Origin of the sequence: Chitinophaga parva (genome assembly GCF_003071345.1) — a bacterium.
Taxonomy (GTDB): domain Bacteria; phylum Bacteroidota; class Bacteroidia; order Chitinophagales; family Chitinophagaceae; genus Chitinophaga; species Chitinophaga parva.
The window spans coordinates 1,227,571-1,253,418 of the sequence record NZ_QCYK01000001.1; the positions used below are offsets into that span (position 1 = coordinate 1,227,571).

The 25,848-nt window shown below is 51.7% G+C and carries 22 protein-coding genes; 17 read left to right on the forward strand and 5 right to left on the reverse strand.

Annotated features, from left to right (window positions below; genetic code table 11):
- Positions 1-12: 12 nt before the first annotated feature.
- Positions 13-3,342 carry an isoleucine--tRNA ligase gene (ileS, locus tag DCC81_RS05300; protein WP_108685535.1) on the forward strand — a complete coding sequence of 1,110 codons (3,330 nt, stop codon included), beginning with the start codon at positions 13-15 and terminating at the stop codon, positions 3,340-3,342.
- A gap of 6 nt (positions 3,343-3,348) precedes the next feature.
- Entirely contained in the window at positions 3,349-4,479 is a 1,131-nt protein-coding gene (locus DCC81_RS25815) for a TraR/DksA family transcriptional regulator (RefSeq protein ID WP_240612904.1), read from the forward strand.
- A gap of 395 nt (positions 4,480-4,874) precedes the next feature.
- On the opposite strand, the gene DCC81_RS05315 is transcribed toward DCC81_RS25815, so the two are convergent.
- The gene (locus tag DCC81_RS05315; protein WP_108685536.1) at positions 4,875-6,707 is read right to left on the reverse strand and encodes an ABC transporter ATP-binding protein; all 1,833 of its coding nucleotides are present in this window, start codon (positions 6,705-6,707) and stop codon (positions 4,875-4,877) included.
- A gap of 144 nt (positions 6,708-6,851) precedes the next feature.
- Here DCC81_RS05315 and rbfA point away from each other — a divergent pair, with 144 nt between their 5' ends.
- From rbfA to frr, 4 genes are all read left to right on the forward strand, one after another.
- The gene (gene rbfA, locus DCC81_RS05320; RefSeq protein WP_108686472.1) at positions 6,852-7,223 is read left to right on the forward strand and encodes a 30S ribosome-binding factor RbfA; all 372 of its coding nucleotides are present in this window, start codon (positions 6,852-6,854) and stop codon (positions 7,221-7,223) included.
- 95 nt (positions 7,224-7,318) lie between these two features.
- Positions 7,319-8,542: an FtsX-like permease family protein gene (locus DCC81_RS05325; RefSeq protein ID WP_108685537.1), complete on the forward strand. Its 1,224-nt coding sequence runs from the start codon at positions 7,319-7,321 to the stop codon at positions 8,540-8,542.
- A 258-nt stretch (positions 8,543-8,800) separates the two neighbouring features.
- On the forward strand, positions 8,801-9,943 hold the full coding sequence (locus DCC81_RS05330) for a glycosyltransferase family 4 protein (RefSeq protein ID WP_108685538.1): 1,143 nt from the start codon (positions 8,801-8,803) through the stop codon (positions 9,941-9,943).
- 132 nt (positions 9,944-10,075) lie between these two features.
- Positions 10,076-10,639 carry a ribosome recycling factor gene (frr, locus tag DCC81_RS05335; protein ID WP_108685539.1) on the forward strand — a complete coding sequence of 188 codons (564 nt, stop codon included), beginning with the start codon at positions 10,076-10,078 and terminating at the stop codon, positions 10,637-10,639.
- Positions 10,640-10,707: 68 nt separating this feature from the next.
- Here the strand turns inward: frr and DCC81_RS05340 are convergent, their stop codons facing one another.
- Positions 10,708-11,577 carry a DMT family transporter gene (locus tag DCC81_RS05340; protein ID WP_108685540.1) on the reverse strand — a complete coding sequence of 290 codons (870 nt, stop codon included), beginning with the start codon at positions 11,575-11,577 and terminating at the stop codon, positions 10,708-10,710.
- Between the two features lie 135 nt (positions 11,578-11,712).
- Between DCC81_RS05340 and DCC81_RS05345 the strand changes: the two genes are divergently transcribed.
- From DCC81_RS05345 to DCC81_RS05380, 8 genes are all read left to right on the forward strand, one after another.
- Positions 11,713-12,480, forward strand: a complete 768-nt coding sequence (locus DCC81_RS05345; protein ID WP_108685541.1) for a PPK2 family polyphosphate kinase — start codon at positions 11,713-11,715, stop codon at positions 12,478-12,480.
- A 67-nt stretch (positions 12,481-12,547) separates the two neighbouring features.
- Positions 12,548-12,979: a large conductance mechanosensitive channel protein MscL gene (mscL, locus tag DCC81_RS05350; RefSeq protein WP_108685542.1), complete on the forward strand. Its 432-nt coding sequence runs from the start codon at positions 12,548-12,550 to the stop codon at positions 12,977-12,979.
- A 133-nt stretch (positions 12,980-13,112) separates the two neighbouring features.
- A complete protein-coding gene (locus tag DCC81_RS05355; protein ID WP_108685543.1) occupies positions 13,113-14,060 on the forward strand; it encodes a DUF3078 domain-containing protein in 948 nt (315 codons plus the stop codon).
- Positions 14,061-14,302: 242 nt separating this feature from the next.
- Positions 14,303-15,112, forward strand: a complete 810-nt coding sequence (locus DCC81_RS05360; RefSeq protein ID WP_108685544.1) for a segregation and condensation protein A — start codon at positions 14,303-14,305, stop codon at positions 15,110-15,112.
- Positions 15,105-16,001, forward strand: a complete 897-nt coding sequence (locus DCC81_RS05365) for a helix-turn-helix domain-containing protein (RefSeq protein WP_108685545.1) — start codon at positions 15,105-15,107, stop codon at positions 15,999-16,001. The genes DCC81_RS05360 and DCC81_RS05365 overlap by 8 nt, the downstream gene beginning before the upstream one ends.
- A 186-nt stretch (positions 16,002-16,187) precedes the next feature.
- The gene (locus DCC81_RS05370; protein WP_108685546.1) at positions 16,188-16,712 is read left to right on the forward strand and encodes a YceI family protein; all 525 of its coding nucleotides are present in this window, start codon (positions 16,188-16,190) and stop codon (positions 16,710-16,712) included.
- A 125-nt stretch (positions 16,713-16,837) separates the two neighbouring features.
- The gene (locus tag DCC81_RS05375) at positions 16,838-17,248 is read left to right on the forward strand and encodes an OsmC family protein (RefSeq protein ID WP_205686257.1); all 411 of its coding nucleotides are present in this window, start codon (positions 16,838-16,840) and stop codon (positions 17,246-17,248) included.
- Between the two features lie 172 nt (positions 17,249-17,420).
- A complete protein-coding gene (locus DCC81_RS05380) occupies positions 17,421-18,134 on the forward strand; it encodes a pirin family protein (protein ID WP_108685548.1) in 714 nt (237 codons plus the stop codon).
- A gap of 67 nt (positions 18,135-18,201) precedes the next feature.
- Here DCC81_RS05380 and DCC81_RS05385 read toward each other — a convergent pair whose 3' ends face one another.
- Positions 18,202-19,260, reverse strand: coding sequence for a 2Fe-2S iron-sulfur cluster-binding protein (locus DCC81_RS05385; protein WP_108685549.1), 1,059 nt, complete (start codon positions 19,258-19,260; stop codon positions 18,202-18,204).
- 82 nt (positions 19,261-19,342) lie between these two features.
- A complete protein-coding gene (dxs, locus tag DCC81_RS05390) occupies positions 19,343-21,268 on the reverse strand; it encodes a 1-deoxy-D-xylulose-5-phosphate synthase (protein ID WP_108685550.1) in 1,926 nt (641 codons plus the stop codon).
- 198 nt (positions 21,269-21,466) lie between these two features.
- Between dxs and DCC81_RS05395 the strand changes: the two genes are divergently transcribed.
- Positions 21,467-22,549: a sensor histidine kinase gene (locus DCC81_RS05395; protein ID WP_108685551.1), complete on the forward strand. Its 1,083-nt coding sequence runs from the start codon at positions 21,467-21,469 to the stop codon at positions 22,547-22,549.
- A gap of 44 nt (positions 22,550-22,593) precedes the next feature.
- A complete protein-coding gene (locus DCC81_RS05400; RefSeq protein ID WP_108685552.1) occupies positions 22,594-23,322 on the forward strand; it encodes a LytR/AlgR family response regulator transcription factor in 729 nt (242 codons plus the stop codon).
- A gap of 235 nt (positions 23,323-23,557) precedes the next feature.
- Here DCC81_RS05400 and DCC81_RS05405 read toward each other — a convergent pair whose 3' ends face one another.
- Positions 23,558-25,225, reverse strand: coding sequence for a glutamine--tRNA ligase/YqeY domain fusion protein (locus DCC81_RS05405; RefSeq protein WP_108685553.1), 1,668 nt, complete (start codon positions 25,223-25,225; stop codon positions 23,558-23,560).
- Positions 25,226-25,416: 191 nt separating this feature from the next.
- On the opposite strand from DCC81_RS05405, the gene DCC81_RS05410 reads away from it, so the two are divergent.
- Positions 25,417-25,836, forward strand: a complete 420-nt coding sequence (locus DCC81_RS05410; RefSeq protein ID WP_108685554.1) for a cobalamin B12-binding domain-containing protein — start codon at positions 25,417-25,419, stop codon at positions 25,834-25,836.
- Positions 25,837-25,848 lie beyond the last annotated feature (12 nt).

Genomic DNA, 25,848 nt, shown 5'->3' on the forward strand with positions numbered 1-25,848 from the left:
CGGAGTTTACATATGACCAACAAGTACACGGAATATACGCAGCTGAACCTCCCGCAACTGGAAAAAGAGATCCTGGCAAGCTGGCAGGCCCGGCAGACCTTTGAACAGAGCGTGAGCCATCGTGAAGGCGCCACTCCCTTCGTATTTTTTGAAGGACCGCCCAGTGCTAACGGTATGCCCGGTATTCACCACGTAATTTCCCGTACCCTCAAGGACCTGGTTTGCCGCTATAAAACCATGCAGGGCTTCCAGGTAAAACGCAAAGGCGGCTGGGACACCCACGGCCTGCCCGTAGAACTGGGCGTGGAAAAGCAGCTCGGTATCACCAAGGACGATATCGGTAAAAAGATCTCCATCGAAGCCTATAATGAAGCCTGCCGCAAGGAGGTACTTAAATATAAGGACAAGTGGGATGAGCTGACCCAGAAGATGGGTTATTGGGTAGACCTGAAAGATCCTTACATCACCTTTGATAATAAATATATAGAAAGCTTGTGGTGGTGCCTGCAGACCTTATATAAGAAAGGACTGCTGTACAAGAGCAAGAGCATCCAGCCTTACTCCCCGGCGGCGGGTACCGGCCTCAGCTCCCATGAGCTGAACCAGCCCGGCTGCTATAAAAATGTAAAGGACACCACCATCGTGGCCATGTTCAAGGCTAAGCGCGATGCAAAGTCCCAGTTCCTTTTTGACGCCGCCGGCAATGAAGACGTGTTCTTCCTGGCCTGGACCACCACCCCCTGGACGCTTCCGAGCAACCTGGGCCTTACCGTGGGCGGTAATATTAATTACGTACTGGTAAAGACCCTCAATCCTTACACCCACACACCACAGAACGTGGTGTTGGCCAAGGACCTGCTGGGCAAATATTTTAAACCGGAAGGGGAGAATGCCGCCTTTGACGCATTCCGGGAAGGAGATAAGGTCCTGCCCTGGAAGATCCTGGCTTCCACCACCGGTGCCGCCCTCGAAAACATCCGTTACGAGCAGTTGCTGCCTTACGCATTGCCGGAAAGCGGTGACCCGTTCCGCGTGCTGGTGGGCGATTTTGTGACCACCGAGGATGGCACGGGGATTGTACACACCGCGCCAGCGTTCGGTGCAGACGATAGCCGCGTGGGTCGCAAGTATGACATTGGCATGCTCATACTGGTAGACCGCCAGGGTAAGTTCACCGATAACGTAGGTGAATTCTCCCACCGCTATGTTAAAAACTACAAAGACGATCCGGATTACAAAGACGTAGACGTAGACATAGCCGTAAAACTGAAACTGGAAGGCCGTGCCTTCCGCGTGGAAAAATACGAGCACACCTACCCACACTGCTGGCGTACGGACAAGCCCGTGCTTTACTACCCGCTGGATGCATGGTTCATCAAAACCACCGCCATGAAGGACCGGATGGTGGAACTGAACAAGACCATTAACTGGAAGCCTGCCTTCACCGGCACAGGCCGCTTTGGCAACTGGCTGGAGAACATGGTGGACTGGAACCTCAGCCGCAGCCGCTACTGGGGCACCCCGCTCCCGGTATGGCGCACAGAGGATGGCAGCGAAGAGATCTGTATCGGTTCCCTCGCGGAACTGACCACGGAAGTGAACAAAGCCATCGCCGCCGGTGTAATGAAGGCAGCCGCAGTGAAAATGAAAGGTGACCAGCTGGACATAGACCTGCATAAGCCTTATGTAGACAACGTGATCCTGGTAAGTTCCAATGGGCAGCCTATGTACCGGGAACCAGACCTGATCGACGTTTGGTTTGACAGCGGCGCCATGCCTTATGCGCAATGGCACTACCCGTTTGAAAACCAGGAGGTTTTTGCCAAAAATTTCCCGGCAGACTTTATTGCGGAGGGCGTGGACCAGACCCGTGGCTGGTTTTACACCCTGCACGCACTTGGGGTAATGCTCTTTGATAGTGTAGCCTATAAAACAGTGGTATCCAACGGCCTGGTGCTCGATAAGAACGGCGTGAAAATGAGTAAGCGCCTGGGGAACGTGATCAATCCCTTTGAGACCATTGAAACTTTTGGGGCAGATGCCACCCGCTGGTACCTGATCACAAATGCTTCGCCGTGGGACAGCCTGAAATTTGACCTGGACGGGATCAAGGAAGTACAGCGCAAACTATTCTCCACCCTCTACAATACGTACAATTTCTTTGCGATGTACGCCAACCTGGACGGGTTCACGTTCAGGGAAGCTTACATTCCCCTGGAAGAACGCCCGGAAATTGACCGCTGGATCATCTCCCTGCTCAATACATTAATAAAGACGGTGACCGCCAACATGGATGACTTTGAACCCACCCAGGCTGGCCGCGCCATACAGGAATTTGTGGATGAGCACCTCAGTAACTGGTATGTACGCCTTTGCCGCCGCCGTTTCTGGAAAGGGGAGTATGAAAAAGACAAGATCGCCGCTTACCAGACCTTGTATGAGTGCCTGGAAAAGCTGTCGCAAATGATGGCCCCGGTATCACCTTTCTTCTCCGACTGGCTGTTCAGCAACCTGAACAATATCTCCCGTCGCGTGAAAGATACCGCTTCCGTACACCTGACCGATTTCCCGGAGGCAAACGCCGCGGCCATCGATCCGGAACTGGAAGAGCGTATGCAACTGGCCCAGGACATCTCCTCCCTGGTACTGTCACTGCGTAAAAAGGTGAAGATCAATGTGCGCCAGCCGCTGCATAAGATCCTGATCCCCATGAGCGATGCGCATTTGAAGGAGCAGATCTCCAACGTGGCGCATTTGATAAAAAGTGAGGTAAATGTTAAAGACATTGAGTATCTTACGGAAACAGAAGGTTTCATCAAGAAGAAGATCAAACCGAATTATAAATCATTAGGCGGTAAAATGGGCGCCCGGATGAAGGCGGTGGCCAATGCCATCGGTGAATTCACGGCCGCAGACATTGCCAGCCTGGAAAAAGCAGGAGAATTCCACTTAACCGTTGAGAACGAGCCCGTTGTACTAACACTGAGCGATGTTGAAATTATCTCTGAGGATATCCCGGGATGGACGGTAGCCAATAAGGGCTCACTGACCGTAGCGCTCGACATCACGATCACCCCCGAACTCTTAGACGAGGGCAATGCCCGCGAGCTGGTAAACCGGATTCAGAAGATCCGCAAGGACAGTGGATTTGAACTTACCGACCGCATTGCCGTACAGGTAGGAGCAGTGGAGGGGCTGAAAACAGCGTTGATTAACTTTAATGACTATATTTGCACGGAAATTTTGGCAGATAGCCTGGAACTGGTGACGGATTTGCAGCTGGGTACGGAAGTGGAAGTTAATGACTTAAAATTCAATGTATTAGTTAACAAAAAAAGCTGATTCCCCATGGCAACAAAGAAGAAAGTTGCTAGTAAAACAACGAAAAAGGTAGTGCCGGCCAAGAAGGCCGCAGCCCCCAAGGCTGCTGCTAAAAAGGCTGCGCCCGCTTCAGCTAAGAAGGCTGCGCCCGCTCCGAAACCAGCACCCAAGGCTGCCCCTAAAAAAGCAGCACCTGTAGCATCGAAAAAAGCCGCACCGAAGAAGGCTACACCCAAGCCTGCGTCGAAAACCACTGCTGCAAAGGCAGCCCCCAAGTCTGCATCGAGAACGACTACTAAGAAAACAGTGGCCGCCAAAACAACGGCTGCACCCAAGAAAGGAGCCGTAGCTCCCAAAGTGGCAGCGCCCGTAAAGGCGACACCTGCCCCTAAAACTGCTGTAAAAGCTGCACCGGTAGCGAAAGCTAAGGCCCCGGTAAAGAAAAAAGAAGAAAAACACCCGGTTGCAACTACGCCTACAGTGACGCCGAAGGCCGCCGCTGCCAAACAGCCGGAGAAAACAGTCGCTCCTGTATCACGTACACAACCGGACATTACTCAGTATCCAGAAAAAGAAGTAGCAATGCCCGTAAAAAATAAAGTTGTTAAAGACAACCAAGAAAAAATAGAGAAAGAAGTGAAGGCTCCTGCGAAAGAAAAGGAACCAGTGAAGAAAGCAGCGGAGAAAAAAACTACCAAACCTGTTACTGCTTCTTCTTCTCCTGTTGCCTACCAGCCGGAGTTTACCAAGTCCATCCTGGACTCACCAGACCAGCCCGTGGGCGTGGTGTACCGCTATAGCGATGCGGAGCTCCAGGAGTTCAAGGAACTGATCCAGAAAAAACTGGAGAACGCCCGCAAAGAACTCGTGTTCCTCCAGGGCCTTATCACCCGCAAGGATGAAGCAGGCACAGACGATACCGAAAACAAATATATGAGCATGGAAGATGGCAGCGGCTCCCAGGAACGTGAGCAGCTGAACCAGATGGCCAGCCGCCAGATCCAATACGCAGATCACCTGGAAAAAGCACTGATCCGTATTGAAAACAAAACTTATGGTGTGTGCCGTGTTACCGGTAAGCTGATAGACAAGAAACGTCTGCAGGCCGTACCGCATGCTACCCTGAGCATTGAAGCCAAACTGGCAAAAAGCAAATAAGGACTTCCTTCAACTGTTTAATAAATGAACCGGGCCACGTGCCCGGTTTTTTTATGCGCGTACCCCGCGCGCAAATAACGCGCACACCCAAATGAAAAGGCCACACGACGAGCGCATGGCCTCTTGCTGTTTGTATGTATACTAATTAGGACGTCTGTTTAAAACAGCCGCTTGTGCGGTGCGTAAGTGTATTCCGGTAAGAAAAAGTGAGGATAGGGTGGAAAGTAACAGGATAATAAAAACAAACAATAAGTTAAAGAGATGCAAAAATTATGCCGTAGCCGTAAACCTGCACAATAACATACATGCATGCCCGTTACTCCATGCCTTCATGCAAAAAGGCAGCAGGAAACCCGCTGCCTTTCTAAAAGTGAGATACCGGTACCTGGTACAATCTATTTAAACTCCTGCATTTCCACCAGCCGCTTATAAATACCATTGAGCGCCAGCAGCTCGTCGTGGCGGCCGCGTTCCACGATCTCGCCTTTATCCATCACTATAATTTCATGCGCGTGCTGGATGGTGCTGAGGCGGTGGGCAATAACGATGGTTGTGCGGTGCTGCATCAGCTTATCCAATGCTTCCTGCACTAATTTTTCAGACTCGGTATCCAGGGCGGAGGTGGCCTCGTCCAGGATCATGATGGGCGGGTTCTTGAACACGGCGCGGGCAATGGTGAGTCGCTGGCGCTGGCCACCGCTCAGTTTCATGCCACGATCGCCAATGCCGGTCTCATAGCCGTTTTCCAGCTGCGCAATGAACTCGTGTGCATTGGCGATCTTTGCAGCATGTATCACATCCTCCAGCTTTGCATCCGGGTGGCCAAAGGCAATGTTGTTAAACACGGTATCATTAAAAAGAATGGCCTCCTGTGATACGATGCCCATCAGGTTGCGCAGGTCATTGAGTTTAAAGTCGCGGATGTCCTCGCCATCCAGGGTGATGCGGCCTTCATTTACATCGTAAAAGCGGGGCAGCAGGTCGGCCATGGTGCTTTTGCCGGCGCCGCTCTTGCCCACCAGCGCTACCACCTGGCCTTTTTCAATGGCCAGGTTCACGTTGCGTAGCACGTTTTGCTGCTCGTATTTAAAAGTAACATTATCATACACCAGGCGTTGCCTGAAATCCGCTACGGGCTTGGCATTGGGGCGTTCTTCAATATGCGGGGGCACGTCCATGAGGCCAAAAATGCGCTCACCGGCCACAATGCCGCGTTGCAACGTGGTGATGGAAGATGCCACGTTCTTGGCAGGGTTCAGGATCTGGGAATAGAACACCAGGTACACGATGAAGCCCGCGCCATCCAGGATGCCGCCGTTGGCACGGGTGAGCACCAGGTTACCGCCATACATTACCAGTATCACGATCACGATCACACCCAGCATTTCGGACACCGGGGATGCCATTTCGCGCTGGTTGAACATGGACTTGCTCACCACGGAAAAGCGGCGGTTGATGGCTGCAAATTTCCTTTGCATAAAACCTTCGCCGCTGAAGGCCTGTATAACACGGATGCCGCTCACCGTTTCCTCAGACACATTGAGGATCTTCCCCAGCATTTCCTGGCTGAAGTAGCCTTTCTGCTTCAGTTTCTTTGAAATATAAGACACCAGGAAGCCGGAGATGGGAAAGAATACGATAGTGAACAAGGTAAGCTGCCAGGACATATAGAACAGCACACCAAAGTAGGCAATGATCAGGAACGGATCGCGAAGGAACACCTGGATGGAGCTGATCACAGATGCTTCAATTTCTTGTACGTCATTGGTCATCACGGAAAGGATTTCCCCTTTCTGGCGGTTGTGGAAGAAATCCAGTGACTGGTGGGTAAGATTATTGTACAGCGTATTGCGCATGCGTTCCAGCACGTTCATACGCATGCGTACCAGCACGCGTGCTGCCATGTAGCGGAAAAAGTTTGCCAGGATAGTAGCCGTTACAATGATGCTGCACACAAAGGCCAGCCCGCGCAGGGGCGTAGCCGGGGTATAGAACTGGTTGAAATAATAGTTGAATGCGGTTTTAAAATAATCAACGGTAAAGGCAAAGTGAGGCAGGGTATTTACCACGTCCATCTTGGTTTGCCCAAAGATCACCTGCAGCATGGGGATCAGCATCGTGAAGTTCACAATGCCGAACACGATGCCCAGCACGGTGTACGTCATCAGCTCGGGTACATAGTGATGCAGGGGAGTGGCAAATCTGAGTAATCGCTTAAAAGTCTTCATTCCATTTACTTTAGTCCGCCCGTGGCGGCCTGCAAAATTAGCATAATTAATGTTACTTTCGCGGAAGCCGCCCGGCCATCATGCGCCGGGGAGCCGCGCCGGACGGCGGATTTCATATTTTTGTTGATCATTAATACCCATGATATGCAGGAAAGTAAGCGTCAAAAACAAGTAGGACAACTGGTGCAGCAGGAATTGAGTGACATCTTTCAGCGCATGGGATTTAACGTAACAGACGGTGGCATGATCTCCATTGCCACGGTGCGCATGACCCCGGACCTGCTGGAAGCCCGCGTATACCTGAGCATGTTCCAGATCAAAGATACTTCCGAGATGCTGCAGCGCATCAAGGAGCACAGCGCCGAGATCCGCAAAGACCTGGGCAACCGGATGTCCAAGCAACTGCGCCGCATCCCCGAGCTGTCTTTCTTCCTGGACGATACCCTGGACTACGTGTTCAAGATGGAAGAGCTGTTTAAAAAGATCAATGAGAATCCGGACGCTCCCCAAAGCTAGGCTCCAGGCAATTTCTGTGCGTTAACACTGTTTAACATGCGTTTGTACATGAATGCCAATAATTTTCTTCAACTTTCCGAAAGCTAACTGTCCCTATGATCTGGCAATTCGCTACCCGTTATTTCTGGGCCAAGAAATCCACCAATGCTATCAATATCATTGCCTGGATCAGCGTATGCGCCATTGCCGTAGGTACGGCCGCACTCTTTATCATTCTCAGCGTTTTCAACGGGTTTTCTGAACTGGTAGCTTCACTGTACTCCTCTTTTTACCCGAGTATAAAGATAGTACCGGCCCAGGGCAAGCAATTGTACCTGGATACGGCCATGCTGCAACGTATCCGCGCGGTGCCCGGCATCGTATATTACAGTGAGGTGGTGGAGGAAAAGGCGGTGCTCAGCTATAACAATGAGCCCACGATTGCCATTTTAAAAGGCGTGGATAGCAACTATACCCGGGTCTCAGGTGTTAAGAATAAGATCATAAGAGGTAAGTACGAAACCATGTCCCAGGGCATCCCGGAAGGGGTGTTCGGGTACGACCTGGAAGGGGCGATGGGGATAGACGTAACCCGCAGCGATATCCCGGTAACGGTATACCTGCCGCGGCCCGGGGCCGATGCCACTACCCTGCCGGAGCAGGCATTGAGCAGTGATGTGTTGTTTCCCGTAGGCGCCTTTAACATACAGCAGGATTTCAACACGCAGTATGTGATCACGGATATTGGCTTTTTGCGCCGGCTGTTATCGATGAAAGGTGGGCAAATGTCCGCCCTTGAGGTGGCAATTGCGCCAAATGTGAGCGATAAATCGGTACAGAATTCGTTGCAGAGATTGCTTGGCAGCAAATTTGTAGTACAGACACGGTTCGATCAGAACCAGTCTCTTTTTGCCATTATGCAGACGGAGAAATGGTTTGTATATATCATACTCAGTTTTGTGCTGGTGATAGCGGCTTTCAATATGGTAGGCTCCCTGTCTATGCTGGTCATAGAAAAGCAGAAGGACGTCACTATCTTAAAAGCCATGGGGGCCCACGAATCCCTGATCCGCAGGATCTTCCTCGCGGAAGGCTTGCTGATAGCGGGTTTTGGCGCAGTGGGGGGATTTGTGTTAGGGTTCACCATTTGTTGGTTGCAACAACGTTTTGGGATCATAAAACTGGGAGGCACCTCCTTCCTGGTAGATGCTTTCCCCGTGAGCATGCACCTGGCTGACTTTTTACTCATCACCATCACGATACTGGCGATCGGTGTGGGCGCCGGATGGTACCCTGCCCGTACAGCTGCAAGACAGGCTATAGAATTAAAGGCAACCTGATGGCTCAAAATGATTGAGAATTAACGTGTTATCAAAAATATGGGGACAGGTAGCAAAAAAACGCTATTTTTGCCCCCGGCCTGCTAAATTATTGCCGGTCAGGCAGTAACCGAACTACTTTGACTTTGTCTAACTAAACACATTGTACTTATTTACTGAGTTTGTTTGTCCTACATATCCGAGATAGACCGTTGATAGGAGAAGCTGAAAGGAAAACTGGAGAAGGAAATTCAATGCATTGTGTTCAATACCCCCATTATGGAGAATGTAATTATTGCCACTGTCCTAAGTTTTGTTGTCACTTATCTTTCCATCCCGGTGCTGATCAAGGTGGCGCAAGTCAAGCATCTTTTTGATGAACCGGACGCGCGCAAAGCGCATGTGGCCCGTACGCCTACGCTGGGTGGCATTGGATTTTTTGCCGGTTTTATTTTGGCAGCAGGTGTATGTGCTCCGTTAACTGATAAGTCTCCCTTTCAATATTTTACAGCGGCTTTTTTCGTGATCTTCCTCGTGGGCCTGAAAGATGACCTGGTAGGCCTTTCACCGGTGAAAAAACTGATCGGGCAACTGATTGCTTCCTTTGCCGTGATCTACCTGGGCAATATCCAGATCCACAGCATGTATGGCTTCCTGGGCATGCAGGAACTGCCAGAACATATCAGCCTGCTGCTTACTTACTTCACCTTCCTGGTAACCATCAACGCGTTTAACCTGATTGATGGGGTGGATGGGCTGGCCGGCGGCATTGGCCTGTTGGTATCTGCCGTGCTGGGTACTTATTTTATGGAGGTAGGCGAAACCTTCTACGCGGTGCTCGGCTTTGCCATGGCCGGTGGCCTGGCGGCTTTCCTTGTCTTCAATGTGTCTCCTGCAAGAATTTTTATGGGCGATACCGGCTCCTTGCTGCTGGGATTACTCAACACCATACTGATCGTAAAGTTCATTGAAGTAGCGGGCAACCCTGCCAGCAGCCTGCCGGTAAATTCCGTGCCTGCCGTAGCGGTGGCCATCCTGATCGTGCCCCTGTTTGACACCCTGCGCGTGTTCTCCGTGCGCATGCTCAGCGGCCGTTCTCCCTTCTCTGCAGACCGTAACCACATTCACCACTACCTGCTGGACCTGGGCCTGAACCATCGCCAGACCACCCTGGTAGCCGTAGTGACCAATGTACTTTTCATAGCCGGCGCCTTCATGTTCCAGGACCTGGGCACAGGAACCCTGCTGATCCTGATGGTGGCTGCTGCCAGCTTAGGTACCGGCATGCTGTACATGCTGCGTAAGCGTCGCGAACGGCCGTCCGTTGTTATTACGAACATTTCCTCCACTCCCGAAATGAGCACTGTGAAGGGCACCAAGATCCTGCACGTGACCACCAACGGGGTGCTGGAAGACAAATAAAGTACTGCAGTCTCTGCCCGGTGCCGCTATGCTTGCATGGCGGCATTTTTTATGGCTCCAGGGGCCGGTGCCGCCTTTGACGACTAAAAAAAATCGTGTAGGTTTGCAACCACTTATTAAGCACAATATATTATGCAAGACGATCTGACCCTTATTATTGACGATGCCCAGCAGACTATGCAAAAGGCGATTGCGCACCTGGAAGCTGAACTTTTAAAGATCAGGGCCGGAAAAGCTTCTCCCAATATGGTAGACAGCATTCACGTGGAATACTACGGATCGCCTACCCCCCTCAGCCAGGTGGCGAACATTACCGCCCCGGATGCCCGTACCATTACCATACAACCCTGGGAAAAAAATATGTTGCAGCCCATTGAAAGAGCCATCATCGCTTCCAATATTGGCCTGAACCCACAGAATGATGGCATGATCATCCGCCTGTTCCTGCCGCCCATGACCGAAGAAAGAAGAAAGGAACTGGTGAAAAAAGTGAACGGGGAAGGTGAGCAGGGCAAGATCGCCATCCGCAGCATCCGCCGTGACGCGATCGAAGACATTAAAAAGCTACAGAAAGACGGCCTCAGTGAAGACGAAGCCCGCGATGGTGAAAACAATGTACAGGTCATGACAGACAAATTCATCCTCCTGGTGGATAAGCACTGCCAGCAGAAGGAGAAGGAAATTATGTCTATCTAAGCTGATGCAGATATTATTCCGCAAACAAAAACCCGCCCCGGCGGGTTTTGTCGTTTATAACGGGAGCGTTACGCTTTTTTCCGGTTTACCAGGTACACCCCGGCCAGGATAATGCCCAGGCATGCCACCTGCAGGAGGGTGATCGTCTCGCCGGCCGCCATGCCCCAGCCGATGGCCACGATGGGAATGGCGTAGGTGACCATGGAGGCAAACAGGGACCCCGCCCGCTGTATGAGCAGGTAGAATAATACAGAAGCAATGCCACTGCCCACTACCCCCAGGGTACACGCGGCAGCTACAGAAGCCCAGGGAAAACGGGCGCCCCGGAAAACCGTAAGATCACCGGAAAAAAGCATGGCGGCTGCCATGCCTCCTACGCCAAAGAGCGCAATGGAGCCCAGTTGCAACGACGTATAGCCTTTCAGGTAATGATGCACCAGCGCAATGTTAATACCATAGCAGGCCGTGGCCACCACGATCCAGCAGCCATAATACCAATAGGCATTATCGCCAAAACCTTTTTCGAGAAAGAGCATCACTACACCGGCCAGGCCAATGCAGACACCAAACAACTGCTGGCGCTTCACCGGCACTTTGAATAGCAGGAAAGCCGCTACCAGGGCCATAAGCGGTGTGAGGGCGTTGAGTATGCCGGCCAGCGAACTGTCTATCCGGCTTTCGGCAATGCAGAACAGATAGGCCGGAATGCCATTGCCCAGGATACCTGACAACAGGATCACCGGCACCTTGCGCAGCGGCGTGGTACGGATGTGCTGGAAGAAGAAGGGCAGGAGGGAAATGCCGGCAGACAAGAGGCGGATACTGGCTACCTGGAAGGGCGTGAGAGCTTCCATACCTACTTTCATGAGGATAAAAGAGCAACCCCAGGTGAGTGAAAGGCCGGTAAATATCAGCCAGTTTGTAAAACTTTGTTTCAAAATTTTGTTATATTAAATGTGCGGTCAGCCACAAGACCAGCGTCCGCATGGCGCAAAGATAGGCGCATGCTATTGTAAAAGCGGTACGCATTTAGTGGTAGTCCCTACTTTTTTACCCTCACTTATCATCATTTTATGGCAAAAGATAAATTAGCAGACATCAGCACCAAGGCTCCTAACAAAGAAGACAAAGCAGAGATCAAAGCCAAAACAGAAAAGATCCTGGCCGAACTGGATGACCTGCAAAACCTGCTGTATGCAGGCAGGGAACATGCCGTGCTCATTGTATTGCAGGGTATGGATGCAGCCGGCAAGGACGGTACCATCCGCAAAGTATTCGGGCAGCTGAACCCCCAGGGCGTTGCAGTGCAGCCTTTCAAAGGGCCTACGGAGGATGAACTGGCGCATGATTTCCTGTGGCGCATTCACCGGCATGCGCCTGCAAAAGGTATGATGCAGGTTTTCAACCGCTCACATTATGAAGACGTGCTGATACAGCGCGTGCACAGCTGGATAGATGATAAGGTGGCCTTCCAGCGCATGAAAGCCATCAACCAGTTTGAACAATTATTGGCCAAACATAACAATACGGTGATATTAAAATTCTATCTTCACATATCGCCGGAAGAGCAGGCTGGAAGACTGGCGGAGCGCACGGAAGATCCGACGAAGATGTGGAAGTATAATGCAGCAGATCTGGCCGAGGCTAAACTGTGGGATAAGTACCGCGCCGCTTATGACGATGTGTTTGAGCACTGCAGTGATATCCCCTGGCATATAGTGCCGGCAGATAACAACTGGTACAAGGAATACTACATTGCAAAGACTGTAAGGGATGCATTGAAAGCACTGGACATGCACTATCCCCGCCTCAAAACCAGCGACGCCAAGGTGGGCCATTGATCTTGACCAATAGAACGACACAACATAAAGACTGTACATTTCAACTGTAACCATAAATATTATTACTATGTCGTTTATTAAGGAATTCAGGGATTTTGCTATGAAAGGCAACGTGGTTGACCTCGCGGTGGGTGTGATCATCGGCGGGGCCTTCGGAGCCATCGTAACCTCATTGGTGGATAATATGATCATGCCGGTGATCGGCCTGTTTACCAAAGGCACTGATTTTTCCAATCTCTTTTTGGTGCTCAACTGGAATGAGACGCGACACTTTGATACGCTGGCGCAGGCCAAGGCGGCAGGCGTAGCCGTGCTGGCCTGGGGGGCTTTTGTACAATCCATATTCCAGTTCCTCATCATTGCCTTCAGCATATTCCTGATGGTAAAGGCCATCAATTCCCTGCATAAGAAAAAAGAAGCCGCACCTGCTGCTCCGCCAGAACCTACCGCACAGGAAAAACTGCTGATGGAGATCCGCGATGCCATCAAAGCAAAATAGGCCCGGGCGTAACAACAACGAAGAATAATAAGGCGCTGCCTGCATATGGCAGCGCCCATAACATGATACGGGCTGCGTTGTTATCCATTTACATACTGTACCGTAAGCCCTTATCAACAAATACACACACTACATGAAACTGAAATCAACTGTGCTGGCCCTCGTGGCTGTACTGTGCTGGACGGGAAGCGTACACGCCCAGATCAACCAATTAGGAACCTACCGCGATAATGCGGCCGGCAACATTAAGAAGGACCCGAATGACACCGTGCCTAAAACCTGGAAGAAAGGCATGCTGGTGAATGTGAATATCAACCAGGGCTCACTGACCAACTGGGCAGCAGGTGGCGATAAATTCTCCATGTCCATCAGCTCCCTGTTAAACGCGTATGCCTTTTACAAAAATGGCCGGCGCGCCTGGGATAACGTGGCCGACCTGGGTTTTGGCCTTACCAACACCACCACCCTGGGCACCCGTAAGGCAGATGACCACATAGACCTTACCAGCAAATATGGCTACGATATAGGCAAGCACTGGTATGCCAGCCTGCTGGGCAACGTGCGTACCCAGTTTGCTAACGGGTACCTCTATACGGACACGTCCAAGACACTGACCTCTAAATTCTTTTCGCCCGCAAACCTGCTACTGTCGCCAGGTTTCGACTATAAGCCCTCCGATGCCTTCTCCGTGTTCCTTTCTCCCGTTACAGGCAGATGGATCGTGGTGATGGATGATTCGCTGTCTGCACAAGGTGCTTACGGCGTGGATCCCGGCAAGCATGTGAAGTCGCAGTTTGGTGCATATGTTACGGTGAACTGGCTGGCTACCATCAGCAAAGACATTACTTTTAAAACCCGCCTGGACCTTTTTTCAGATTACCTGGAGAAGCCGCAGAATGTGTATATGTTCTGGACTAACATGCTGACCATGAAAGTGAATAAATACATTGCCGCTACAGTGAACGTGGATATGATCTATGATGACAAGGCCAGGGTGTTTGAAAACCCGAAAACCGGGGTGCTGGGCCCAAGGCTGCAGGTAAAGGAAGTGATAGGCGTAGGCTTCTCCGCGAAGTTTTAATGCCACCTGGATAGCTTATTTTAGCCCCCACCCGGGATAAAATATTGAGAAAGCCCGCCATCCCGGCGGGTTTTTTCGTGCCCGGAATTACCCTGGAGGTGTGGTCCGGGGCTGGCTCGTGGCGCGCGGGCGCTGTTATGCCAAAGCGACGGCGCACGCATCCACCCGGGCCGCCATCAAATGCCGTATTTTCCTTATTTTTGAAAGCCTGTGCGGCATGGCCCCGGGAAAAACTTTAGCCTGTGAGCGAGCATTTAGACCATAGTTATAAAATAAAGCTGGCCCAGTTTGAGGGGCCGTTTGACCTGTTGCTGTTCTTCATTGAGCGCGATGAGCTGGACATTTATAACATCCCCATTAACACCATTACCCAGGACTTCCTGGAGTACATCCATAAGCTGGAAGAGCTCAACATTGAGCAGGCCAGCGAATTTATCCTCTTTGTATCCACACTGATGCGCATTAAGGCCAAGATGCTGATACCGCGTAAGGAAGTGGATGAGCAGGGCAACGAGATAGACCCCCGCCAGGAGCTGATAGACAAGATCCTGGAATACAAACGTTATAAACAGGCGGCCGTGGAAATGGCCGAGAAAGAAGCAGAACGCCTGCTAATGCTGCGCCGCGGCAACATTGCGAAGGAACTGGTAAACATTGGCGAGGTGACCAGCGAGGGCACGGAGGTGCAGACCATTACCCTGTTTAAGCTGAGCAAGACCTTTGAAAAGATCATGCAGCGCATGAAAGAGCGGGGCGATAAACCCCAGCACGTGGTATACAAATATGAGTACACCATGGAAACTTCCCGGCGCGATATGATGGAAATGGCCCGCTACGAAAAGACGCTTCCCTTTGAAAAAATATTTGACCATTGTCGTGACCGTGTGCACGCCATCTTCCTGTTCCTCTCCATGCTGGAACTGGTGCAGATGAACCACCTGGGCATCATGGTGGGCGATGGGCGCAATAATTTTATCGTGGAATACCTGAGCGATATGCCCCTGCATATTACACCGGAAGACGAAGACGCCGAAAACGAGGGAGATGAGTGATAAGCGCCAGCATATTGCCATGGTGACCCTGCCCTCCCTGGCGCAGCAAACGCCGGACATGATCGTGTCCAGCATTTGTGGCCTGGGGGATTCTTTCTTTGCTCGGCATGACAATCCCCACCGGCATGATTTCTATGCCATGTACTGGATCAAGGCAGGTAAGCTGCGGATCACCATCGACACCATCATTCATGAAGTAGGGCCCAATACGCTGCTTTTTGTAGCCCCGGGCCAGGTGTACCAGATGCATTTCAGCGAACAGCTGGAAGGCTACCTGGTGGCCTTCCAGGACGCCTTCCTCTGCCTGAAGGATGCCAACCAGAACTCCGGCATTAATTCCAGCCTTTTCTTCAACGCCCAGTTTAGCAGCGTGGTAACCCTGGATACGGGGATGGAAGCAGACTTTGAATGGCTGGTGCAGCGCATGATGCGCGAGATCATAGACCAACTGCCGGAATACCAGCTGGCCACCCACGGCCTGCTGCGCTACCTGCTGGTGCTGGCCTCCCGCCTGAAAGCCGCTACCAGCGCGGGCACCCAGGATTCCCTTTCCCCGCACTACAATGGAGTGTACCTGCAGTTCAAGCACCTGATAGAAGAGAAATTCCGTACCCTCAAGAATGTATCGGACTATGCAGACCTGCTGCATATAAAGCCTGTGCAGCTCAATGAGATCAGCAAGCAACTATCCGGCATTACCGCGGGGGAGCAGATCCGCAACCGCGTGATCCTGGAAGCACAGCGTTATTTATACAACACCGATCTCTCCGCCAAAGAGATCGCCTATGAACTGGGATTTGATGATCCCCATTATTTTTCCCGGTTTTTCAAGAAATACACCAACCAAAGCCCGTCCGAATTCAAAGAGTTATCCAAGGCAGGCAGCTAATCCCGGATTTTTTTATTATAAATAATTGATTAACAGATAATTGCTATTTACCGAAAAAAAGTCCACCACTTTCTATTTTTTGTCCATTTAAAATACATGTTATAACATCTAATTTTGACTTGTCAAATCGGAAACAACGAAGACAAACCCGAGAACAAGATTACTAAACACATAAACTACAAAACAATGGCAACCTGGAAAATTGACGCTGCACATAGCGAAGTAGGTTTCAAGATCAAACACCTGATGATCACAAATGTAAGCGGTAACTTCACTGCTTTTGATGGTACGGTAACCAATGAAGGCGAAGACTTCAAAGACGCGGTGATCACTTTTGAAGCAGACATCGACAGCATTAACACTAAGAATGAACAACGTGATGGTCACCTGAAATCCCCTGATTTCTTTGACGCTGCACAATATCCCAAACTGAGCTTTGTATCTACCCAGGTAAAGAAGCTGCATGATGATGAATACAAGGTAACCGGCAACCTGACCATGCACGGTGAAACCCGTCCCGTGGAGCTGGCAGTAGAATACAGCGGTATTGTAAAAGACCCGTATGGTCAAACCAAGGCTGGCTTTGAAGTAACCGGCCGCCTGCACCGTGCAGACTTTGGCCTGCGCTGGAATGGCACCACCGAAGCCGGTGGCGTGATCCTCAGCGACGAAGTGAAGCTGAACGCCAGCATCCAGGTGGTAAAACAATAAGTACTTAACGTATATTTCATATGCCGGGCCGCAAAAGCAGCCCGGCTTTTTTATGTTTTCCGTAATTTTAGCTCCCCCAACGGTACATTTCTTGCGGGATCATCCTCACAAAAAAAAATATAATTATGAAAAGAACTGCAACTGCAAACTGGAAAGGCAGCGGTAAAGAAGGTAAAGGCTTACTCTCTACCCAGAGCGGTGTACTGCACGACACCCAGTATTCTTTTACCAGCCGTTTTGAAAGCGGTATCGGCACCAATCCTGAAGAACTGGTAGGTGCTGCACACGCCGGCTGTTTTACTATGAAGCTGAGCTTTAACCTGAACGGTGCAGGCTTCACAGCGGATAACATTGACACTAAATCCACCATCACTTTTGAGAATGGCGCTATCGTGGAAAGCCACCTGGAAGTAACTGCTTCCATCCCCGGTATAGACCAGGCGAAGTTTGATGAACTGGTTGCAGATGCCGAAAAGAACTGCCCCATTTCCAAACTGCTGAATACAAAGATCACTGTAGAAGCCAAGCTGGTATAAGCCGCTGCTTCCTCACATAGCTGCCGCCTGCAAGCCACGGTCCACAAGACTTTGCGCCTGCAGGCGGTTTTTTATGCTTCGCTGATTTCTGTCTACCATTTCCGTTGTTCCGTCCATTTACCTGCGCCGTATACTGGTGTAAATTTGTATAAACAATAAGGAGATACAGTATATGAACAAAGTAATCTATCGCGGCAATGACCGTGGATTTGCCAACCATGGCTGGTTACAGAGTTACCACACCTTTAGCTTCGCTAATTATTATAGTCCTGATAAGATCCATTTTGGTGCACTGCGTGTGTTCAATGATGACCGTGTGAAAGGCGGAATGGGATTTGGTACCCACCCGCACGACAATATGGAAATAGTAAGCATTCCTATCACGGGTGCATTGCAGCACCGCGACTCCACCGGCAGAAACGCCATCATCAATACCAATGATGTGCAGATCATGAGCGCCGGTAGCGGTATTGCCCACTCAGAAATGAATGCATCCAAAACAGACACGGTAGATTTCCTGCAGATCTGGGTGATCCCGGAACAGCGGAACATCACGCCGCGCTACGAGCAAAAAACCTTCGATCCTGCTGCCCGCCGGAATAAACTGCAGGTGGTAGTATCGCCGGAAAAAGATAGTGAGGGTTTATGGATCAACCAGCAGGCCTGGTTTTCACTGGGTGATTTTGATGCAGGGCAGACGCTGGATGTTACAACGAAATTTAAGGGAGCCGGCAGCTACATCTTCCTCTTTGAAGGTGAAGCCATGGTGGATGGAGAGACCCTGCAAACCCGTGATGCCATTGGCATCAGTGCGTTTGAAAGTGCGGAGGTGAAATTCACAAAACCCTCATCCGTATTGATCATCGATATACCGATGTTAAGCTAACTCAAAGTGAGTGATTGATTTAAGTGTATTAACAGCAAGTCCTGCCAGTCGTGGCGGGACTTTTTTATTACCAGCGGACCACCGCTTTATCACTGGTAATGTAACTCACACAAGTGAGGATCAGCCCCTGTTTTATTTCCGCATCGGTGAGCACTTCATTTACAGACATAAACACGGAGCCTTCTGTGCATGCGGCCGTGCAGGAGCCGCACACGCCACCCTTGCAACTGTAAGGCAGGTGCAGGCCCTGTGCCTGTGCGGCGTGCAGCAGGGTTTCATTGCCCGGTACATGCAGGATGTGTGCTTCACCGTGATACAGTAGCGTTACTTCCCGGGGAGAGGCATCTGTAGGAATAGCAGCGTGTTTGCGCTTTCCTTCGGTATCCACCACGAAGTTCTCTTTGTGCAGCTGGGTGGCATCAAAGCCCATGAAAGTAAGGGTAAGCTGGATCATGCGCATGTATTCCGGCGGGCCGCAGAAGTAGAACTGCGCCAGGCGCCGGTCGTAATGCAGGCGGGTGTTGATGAGCGGTTCCAGCACAATGTTGCTCAGTCGCCGGTATACCGGCATCTCATGGGAGGTGCCGCTGCTATAAAAGTGGATCAATGTAAAGGTGCGTGGGTACCGGGTTTGCAGGGCTTCTACCGCCTCGCGGAAAATAGCCGTTTCGGGAGACGTGTTGCTGTACAGCAGCGTCACCCGGGCGGTAGGTTCTGCTTCTAAAATGTATTTGAGCAAGGAATAAACAGGTGAGATGCCGGAGCCCGCGGCCATCATCACAATATCGCGGGGGGTGGTTTGCAGCGTATCGTGAGTGAAGCGGCCGGAGGGCAGCAGGGACGTTACCACATCGCCCACTTTCCAATCGTGCAGGATGTGGCGGGAGATCTCCCCGTTTTGCCTGCGGCGTACCGTTACTGCCGGCAGTGCATCGATGCCGGGCGTGGTGCTGAAGGAATAAGAGCGGCGGAACTCTATGCCATGCAAGTTGATGAGAAAGGTGAGGAACTGGCCGGGCTTGTACTGAAGGGGCTCACCATCCGTGGTTTCCAGCTGGTAGGTGAAGGTGTCCTCCGTTTCGCGGAGGATGTTTACAATGCGCAGGGAAAGATAGAGATCCGTCATAAAAAGCAGGTACAAAAAAATTGGCCAGTGACCCGGGGACCGCTGACCAATTCATTAAAGAGATATGTGTTACCGCTGGTGGTTAGCCCAGTACGGTGATCTTGTTCTTCATCATTTCTATCACAGCGGCAGCAATGCCGGGTGCGTCAAAGCCGCACTCACGGTACAATTCCGTGGGCTTGCCATGTTCTATAATGCGATCCGGGATGCCCATCATCTTTACATCGGCTTTGTAGCCATGCAGTGCCATGAACTCCAGGATGGCGCTGCCAAAGCCACCGGTTACAGTGCCATCTTCCACGGTGATCACCTTATCAAACCGGCTGAACACTTCGTGGAGCAGGGCTTCATCGAGGGGCTTTACAAAGCGCATATCGTAATGGGCGGGTTGCAGGCCGTCGTTCACCAGTTGCCTGATGGCTTCGGTTACAAAGTTGCCCGGGTGGCCAATGGAGAGGATAGCAATGTCTTTCCCATCGCGGATCTTACGGCCGGTACCCACGGCAATGGCTTTGAAAGGCTTGCGCCAGTCGGGCATTACGCCCTGGCCACGGGGGTAGCGGATCACGAACGGGAGTTTGTTGCTTTCCAGTTGTGCGGTGTACATGAGATTACGCAATTCCTCTTCATTCATCGGTGCGCTGATGATGAGGTTAGGAATGCCACGCAGGTAAGCAATGTCGTACGCACCGTGGTGGGTGGGGCCGTCTTCGCCTACCAGGCCGGCGCGGTCCAGGCAGAGGATCACCGGCAGCTTTTGTATGGCCACATCATGCACGGCCTGGTCAAAGGCACGCTGCATGAAGGAAGAATAAATGGTGCAGAACACCCGCATGCCCTGGGTGGCCAGGCCGGCGGAGAGGGTTACGGCGTGTTGCTCGCAGATGCCTACGTCAAACGCGCGGTCCGGCATTTTTTCCATCATGAATTTGAGGCTGGAGCCGGAGGGCATGGCGGGCGTTACACCCAGCACATTCTTATTGGCCTCCGCCAGTTCTATGATGGTTTCGCCAAACACGTCCTGGTACTTGGGCGGCTGGGGCGCATCCACCGGTTTTTTGTAGATCTCACCGGTGATCTTGTCGAACAGGCCTGGTGCGTGCCAGGTGGTCTGGTCTTTTTCTGCCAGCGCGTAGCCTTTGCCTTTCGTGGTAACGATGTGCAACAGCTTGGGGCCGGGAATATCCTTGAGGTCCTGCAGGGTATCTACCAGCTTGGTGATATTATGCCCGTCAATAGGACCAAAGTAGCGGAGCTTCAGGGATTCAAACAGGTTGCTGGAGCGGGTTACCACGCCTTTCACGCTGGCTTCCAGCTTGGAGGCCATGTCACGGGTAAAGCGTTTGCCCACGGGCAGCTTGCCCAGCAGGTTCCACACGTCATCCCGCAGCTTGTTGTAGGTGGGAGAGGTGGTAATGTCTGTCAGGTATTCTTTGAGTGCGCCCACGTTCGGGTCAATGGACATGCAATTATCGTTGAGGATAATGAGCACGTTGGAATTGGCCACGCCGGCGTGGTTCAGCGCTTCAAAGGCCATGCCCGCGGTCATGGAGCCATCGCCTATTACGGCAATGTGCTGGCGGTCATGCTCTCCTTTGATCTGGGAGGCCATGGCCATACCCAGTGCAGCGGAGATGGAAGTGGAGGAGTGCCCCACCCCGAAAGTATCATAAGGGCTTTCATCGCGCTTGGGAAAGCCGCTGATGCCTTTGTATTTACGGTTGGTATGAAAAACATCCCGGCGGCCGGTCAGGATCTTGTGACCATAGGCCTGGTGCCCTACGTCCCACACCAGCTGGTCGTACGGGGTGTTAAACACGTAGTGCAGCGCCACGGAAAGTTCCACTACACCGAGGCTGGCGGCGAAGTGGCCCCCATGTACGCTCACGACATCAATGATGAACTGGCGGAGTTCTTCACAAACCTGGTTAAGCTTTTCCTTATCAAGTTTCCGCAGGTCGCTGGGGTCATCTATAAGGCGCAATAGTGGGCCGGCGGTTATGTCCATAGACGGGTTGATGGTTTTATACTGTCAAAAATAAGGATTTTGCAGGGAAATACGAGGGAAAATGAGTAACAAACACTGCTATATGACCGCGGTCTGTCCACTTCCCCCGCCCTGCTACCATTCATATAAATTAGCCCTGCCCCCGCAGGCCCCTGCGGTATTTTTGAAATAGCGCGCCGCGTAGTAATTTTAAGAGGAATGCTCAAGAAAATATCCAAATACTGGTGGTGCCAGCTCCTGGGCTGGTTCACCTACTTCGTCATCAATGTGTTCCTGGCCTACTCTTTCATGAAGAAGGTGGACCACAACGATGTCATAAACTTGATTTATGTAATTATATTTGGTCTGGCGGGCACCCACCTGTACCGGCTCATCATACGCCGGAACAACTGGGTGCAGTACAGCTTTGACCAGCTTATCATACTGTTCTTTGCGGGGGTGATCGGCATCGGCGTGTTCATGACCCTGGGCGTTACGGTGTGTATAACGCTGAATCCCAGTCAGTTTGCCCCGCCGGCCGATCTCCAGGAGTTCATGAACCTGTTTTCGGAAAGCCTTTCCCAGGACGGCCTGAAGAGCCTGCTGGGCATGATGGCCATCAGCACCACGTGGCTGCTTATCTACTTTGCCTGGCATTACGTGGAGCGCAACCGGAACTCGCAGGTGAACCAGCTGAAACTGGAAAGTACCGTGAAGGAGCTGGAGCTCAAGACCATCAAGGCGCAGCTGAACCCGCATTTTATTTTTAACGCGCTCAACAGTATCCGCGCCCTGGTAGATGAGAACCCTCAGCGGGCCCGGACCGCCATCACAGAACTGTCTAACATCCTGCGTAGCTCCATGGCTACGGAAAAGGTAGAAACAGTGAGCCTGGAGGCGGAACTGAATATTGTAAAAGATTACCTGGCACTGGAAACCATCCGTTTTGAGGAAAGGCTGAAAGTGCAATACCTGATAGACCCGGCCACGCTGGAACTGCCTATACCGCCCATGATGTTGCAAACCCTCGTGGAGAATGCCATCAAACACGGTATTTCCCGGCAGATCCACGGAGGGGAAGTAGTGATCAGCTCCCGCCTGGTGGAACTGAATCATGTGCTCACCATCCGCAACACCGGCCAGTTACACCCGAACAGGGCCACTGCAGGCGATGGACACGGTTTTGGCCTGCAAAGCACACGGCAGCGGCTCAGCCTCCTGTTTGGCAACCGCGCCTCTTTTGACATCTACAACGACGACGCCGCCCACGTGGAAGCACGGGTGCAGATGCCGGTAGTGTAAGGAAACGATTCACATTTAACGATTAACGAACAACGTTTACTCGTATGAAAAAAGCATTGATCATCGACGACGAGCGATTGGCCAGAAGTGAACTGAAAAAGTTACTGGTAGACCACCCCGAAATACTCGTGGTAGGCGAAGCCGTAAATGCAAAGGACGGCCTGGAGAAGATCGAGGCCCTGCGCCCTGACCTGCTCTTCCTGGACGTACAAATGCCCGACCAGACCGGCTTTGAGCTGCTGGCAGAACTGGAGCGCGCCCCCCAGGTGATCTTCATTACCGCTTATGACGAACACGCCCTCAAGGCATTTGAATACAATGCACTGGACTACCTGCTGAAGCCCGTAGAGCCCAAACGCCTGGCGGATGCTATCCACAAACTGCACCAGGCAGATGAAAAAGAAAGACAGGCCGTGGCCGGTGGCCTGCGCAACATCCTGTCTGAAAACGACCAGGTATTTGTAAAAGACGGTGACCGCTGCTGGTTTGTGAAACTCCAGGAGATCCGCCTTTTTGAAAGCGTAGGCAACTACGCCCGCGTGTATTTTGAAGGCAACAAACCCCTCATCCTTAAATCACTCAACGCCCTGGAAGAGCGCCTGGATGAGCGTACCTTTTTCCGCGCCAACCGTAAGCATATCGTAAATCTCCGCATGATCGAAAAGATAGATACTTATTTTAACGGAGGCTTGCTGCTGGAAATGAAAGGCGGAGAGAAAATTGAAGTGAGCAGGCGGCAGGCGGTGAAGTTTAAAGAGATGATGTCGCTTTAAAACGTACAACGTACAGCGTACAACGTACAACGTACAGCGGAGCAAAGCGGGGAAAGCTGGCCGGTGTTGAGATTTGGCAAAAAGGGATAGAGATATCTTGTACATCGTATTTTGTACAAACCGGCCGAAGTATACGGTTACAATGGGTAGTAATATAAACGGAAAATGCCGGCACTGCGCCGGCATTTTTTATGTAAGTACGTTGTACGTTGTACGCTGTACGTTGTACGATTTTTTATCCCTTTTTTGCCTCCTTGGCCCAGGTATCTTTCAGTGTTACAATGCGGTTGAATACTGGCTTTTCCGGAGTGGAATCGTTGTCCACCACGAAGTAGCCTTTGCGCAGGAACTGGAAGCGCTCGCCTACCTGTGCTTTGGTGAGGGAAGGCTCTATGAGCGCATTTCCGATCACCTGGAGAGAGTCCGGGTTGAGGAAGGATTTGAAATCACCTTCTTCATTGCCGGGTTCCGGCACGTTGAAAAGGCGGTCGTACAGGCGTACTTCTGCCTGCTGTGCATGGGCGGCGCTCACCCAGTGGATGGTGCCCTTTACCACCAGGCCGCTGGTGTCGTTACCACTTTTGCTTTCCGGCAGGTAGCGGCAGTAGATGGCGCTCACATTGCCATCCGCATCTTTGCCAAAGCTTTCACACTGGATCACGTAGGCAGATTTGAGGCGCACGGCCAGGCCCGGGCCCAGGCGGAAGAACTTTTTGGCAGGTACTTCCATGAAGTCTTCCCGCTCAATGTAAAGTGTATTGCTGAAAGGCACTTCACGGGTACCGCCGTTTTCATCTTCGGGGTTGTTTTCCGTGTGCAGGATCTCCACCTGGCCCTCCGGGTAGTTGGTGATCACCACTTTTACGGGGTCCAGTACGGCCATCACGCGGGGAGCGGTTTTATTCAGCTCTTCGCGGATGCAGAATTCCAGCAGGGAAAAATCGATCAGGTTGTCGCGCTTCTGCACGCCTATCTTTTCGCAGAACATGCGGATGCTGGCGGGCGTAAAGCCGCGGCGGCGCAGGCCGGAAATAGTGGGCATGCGGGGATCGTCCCAGCCGCGTACGTGGCCTTCCTGTACCAGCTGTATCAGTTTGCGCTTGCTCATCACCGTGTAGGTCATGTTCAGGCGTGCAAATTCATACTGGTGGCTGGGGAAGATGCCCAGCTGCTCAATGAACCAGTCGTACAGCGGGCGGTGGGGAATGAACTCCAGCGTACAGATGGAGTGGGTGATCTTTTCAATGCTATCGCTCTGCCCGTGGGCAAAATCGTACATCGGGTAAATGCACCAGGCATCGCCGGTGCGGTGGTGGTGGGCGTGTTTAATGCGGTACATGAGCGGGTCGCGCATGTGCATGTTGGGCGAGGTCAGGTCGCCCTTGGCGCGCAGCACCATTTCTCCATCCTTGAATTCCCCTTTGCGCATGCGGGCAAAGAGATCCAGGTTTTCCGCCACGCTGCGGCTGCGTGCGGGCGTGGGCGTGCCGGGTACGGTGGGTGAGCCCTTGGCGGCGGCAATCTGCTCCGGGGTAGCTTCATCCACATAGGCCAGGCCTTTTTCGATCATCTGTACGGCAAACTGGTACAGTTGTTCAAAGTAGTCGGAGGCGTATAGTTCCTGGGCCCATTCAAAGCCCAGCCATTTGATGTCTTCTTTGATGGAATCTACATATTCCACGTCTTCCTTTACCGGGTTGGTATCGTCAAAACGCAGGTTGGTCTTGCCACCATATTTCTGCGCCAGGGTAAAGTTAAGGCAGATGGATTTGGCATGGCCAATGTGCAGGTAGCCATTGGGCTCCGGCGGAAAGCGGGTGAGCACGCGGCCCCCATTGGTGCCTGCTGCAATGTCGTCTTCTACGATCTGTTCCAGGAAATTGAGGGATCTTTCTTCGCTCATAAAATAATTGGATGTATTAGGTAGTATGTATTAAGTACTATGTATAGCGGATGTTATACTTTTTACTTTTACATAGCTGTACTGGCACAAAATACTTAATACCGGCTACATAATACCTAATACCTTTTAAAGCCCCCAAAGGTAATGTTTTCACAAAAACATACATTTACATACTAATCATCCCAAAACACATGTCCATTCAGCAAGAAAGACCGGTACGCGTACTGGTAGCAAAAGTAGGCCTGGACGGCCACGACCGCGGGGCCAAGGTAATTGCGGCCGCCCTGCGGGATGCCGGCATAGAAGTGATCTACACCGGCCTGCGCCAGACCCCCGAGATGGTGGTAAATGCGGCCCTGCAGGAAGATGTGGACGCCATTGGCATCAGCATCCTGTCCGGCGCCCACATGACCGTGTTTCCCAAGGTGATCCAGTGTATGAAAGACAAAGGCCTGGATGATGTGCTGCTCACCGGCGGCGGCATTATCCCGGAAGATGATATCGCCGCCCTGCACAAAATGGGCGTAGGCAAGCTGTTCCCACCCGGTACGGATACCCGGGATATTGCCGCTTATATTACCGGCTGGGTGAAGGAGCACCGGCAGTTTTAGTGGGAGATGGCC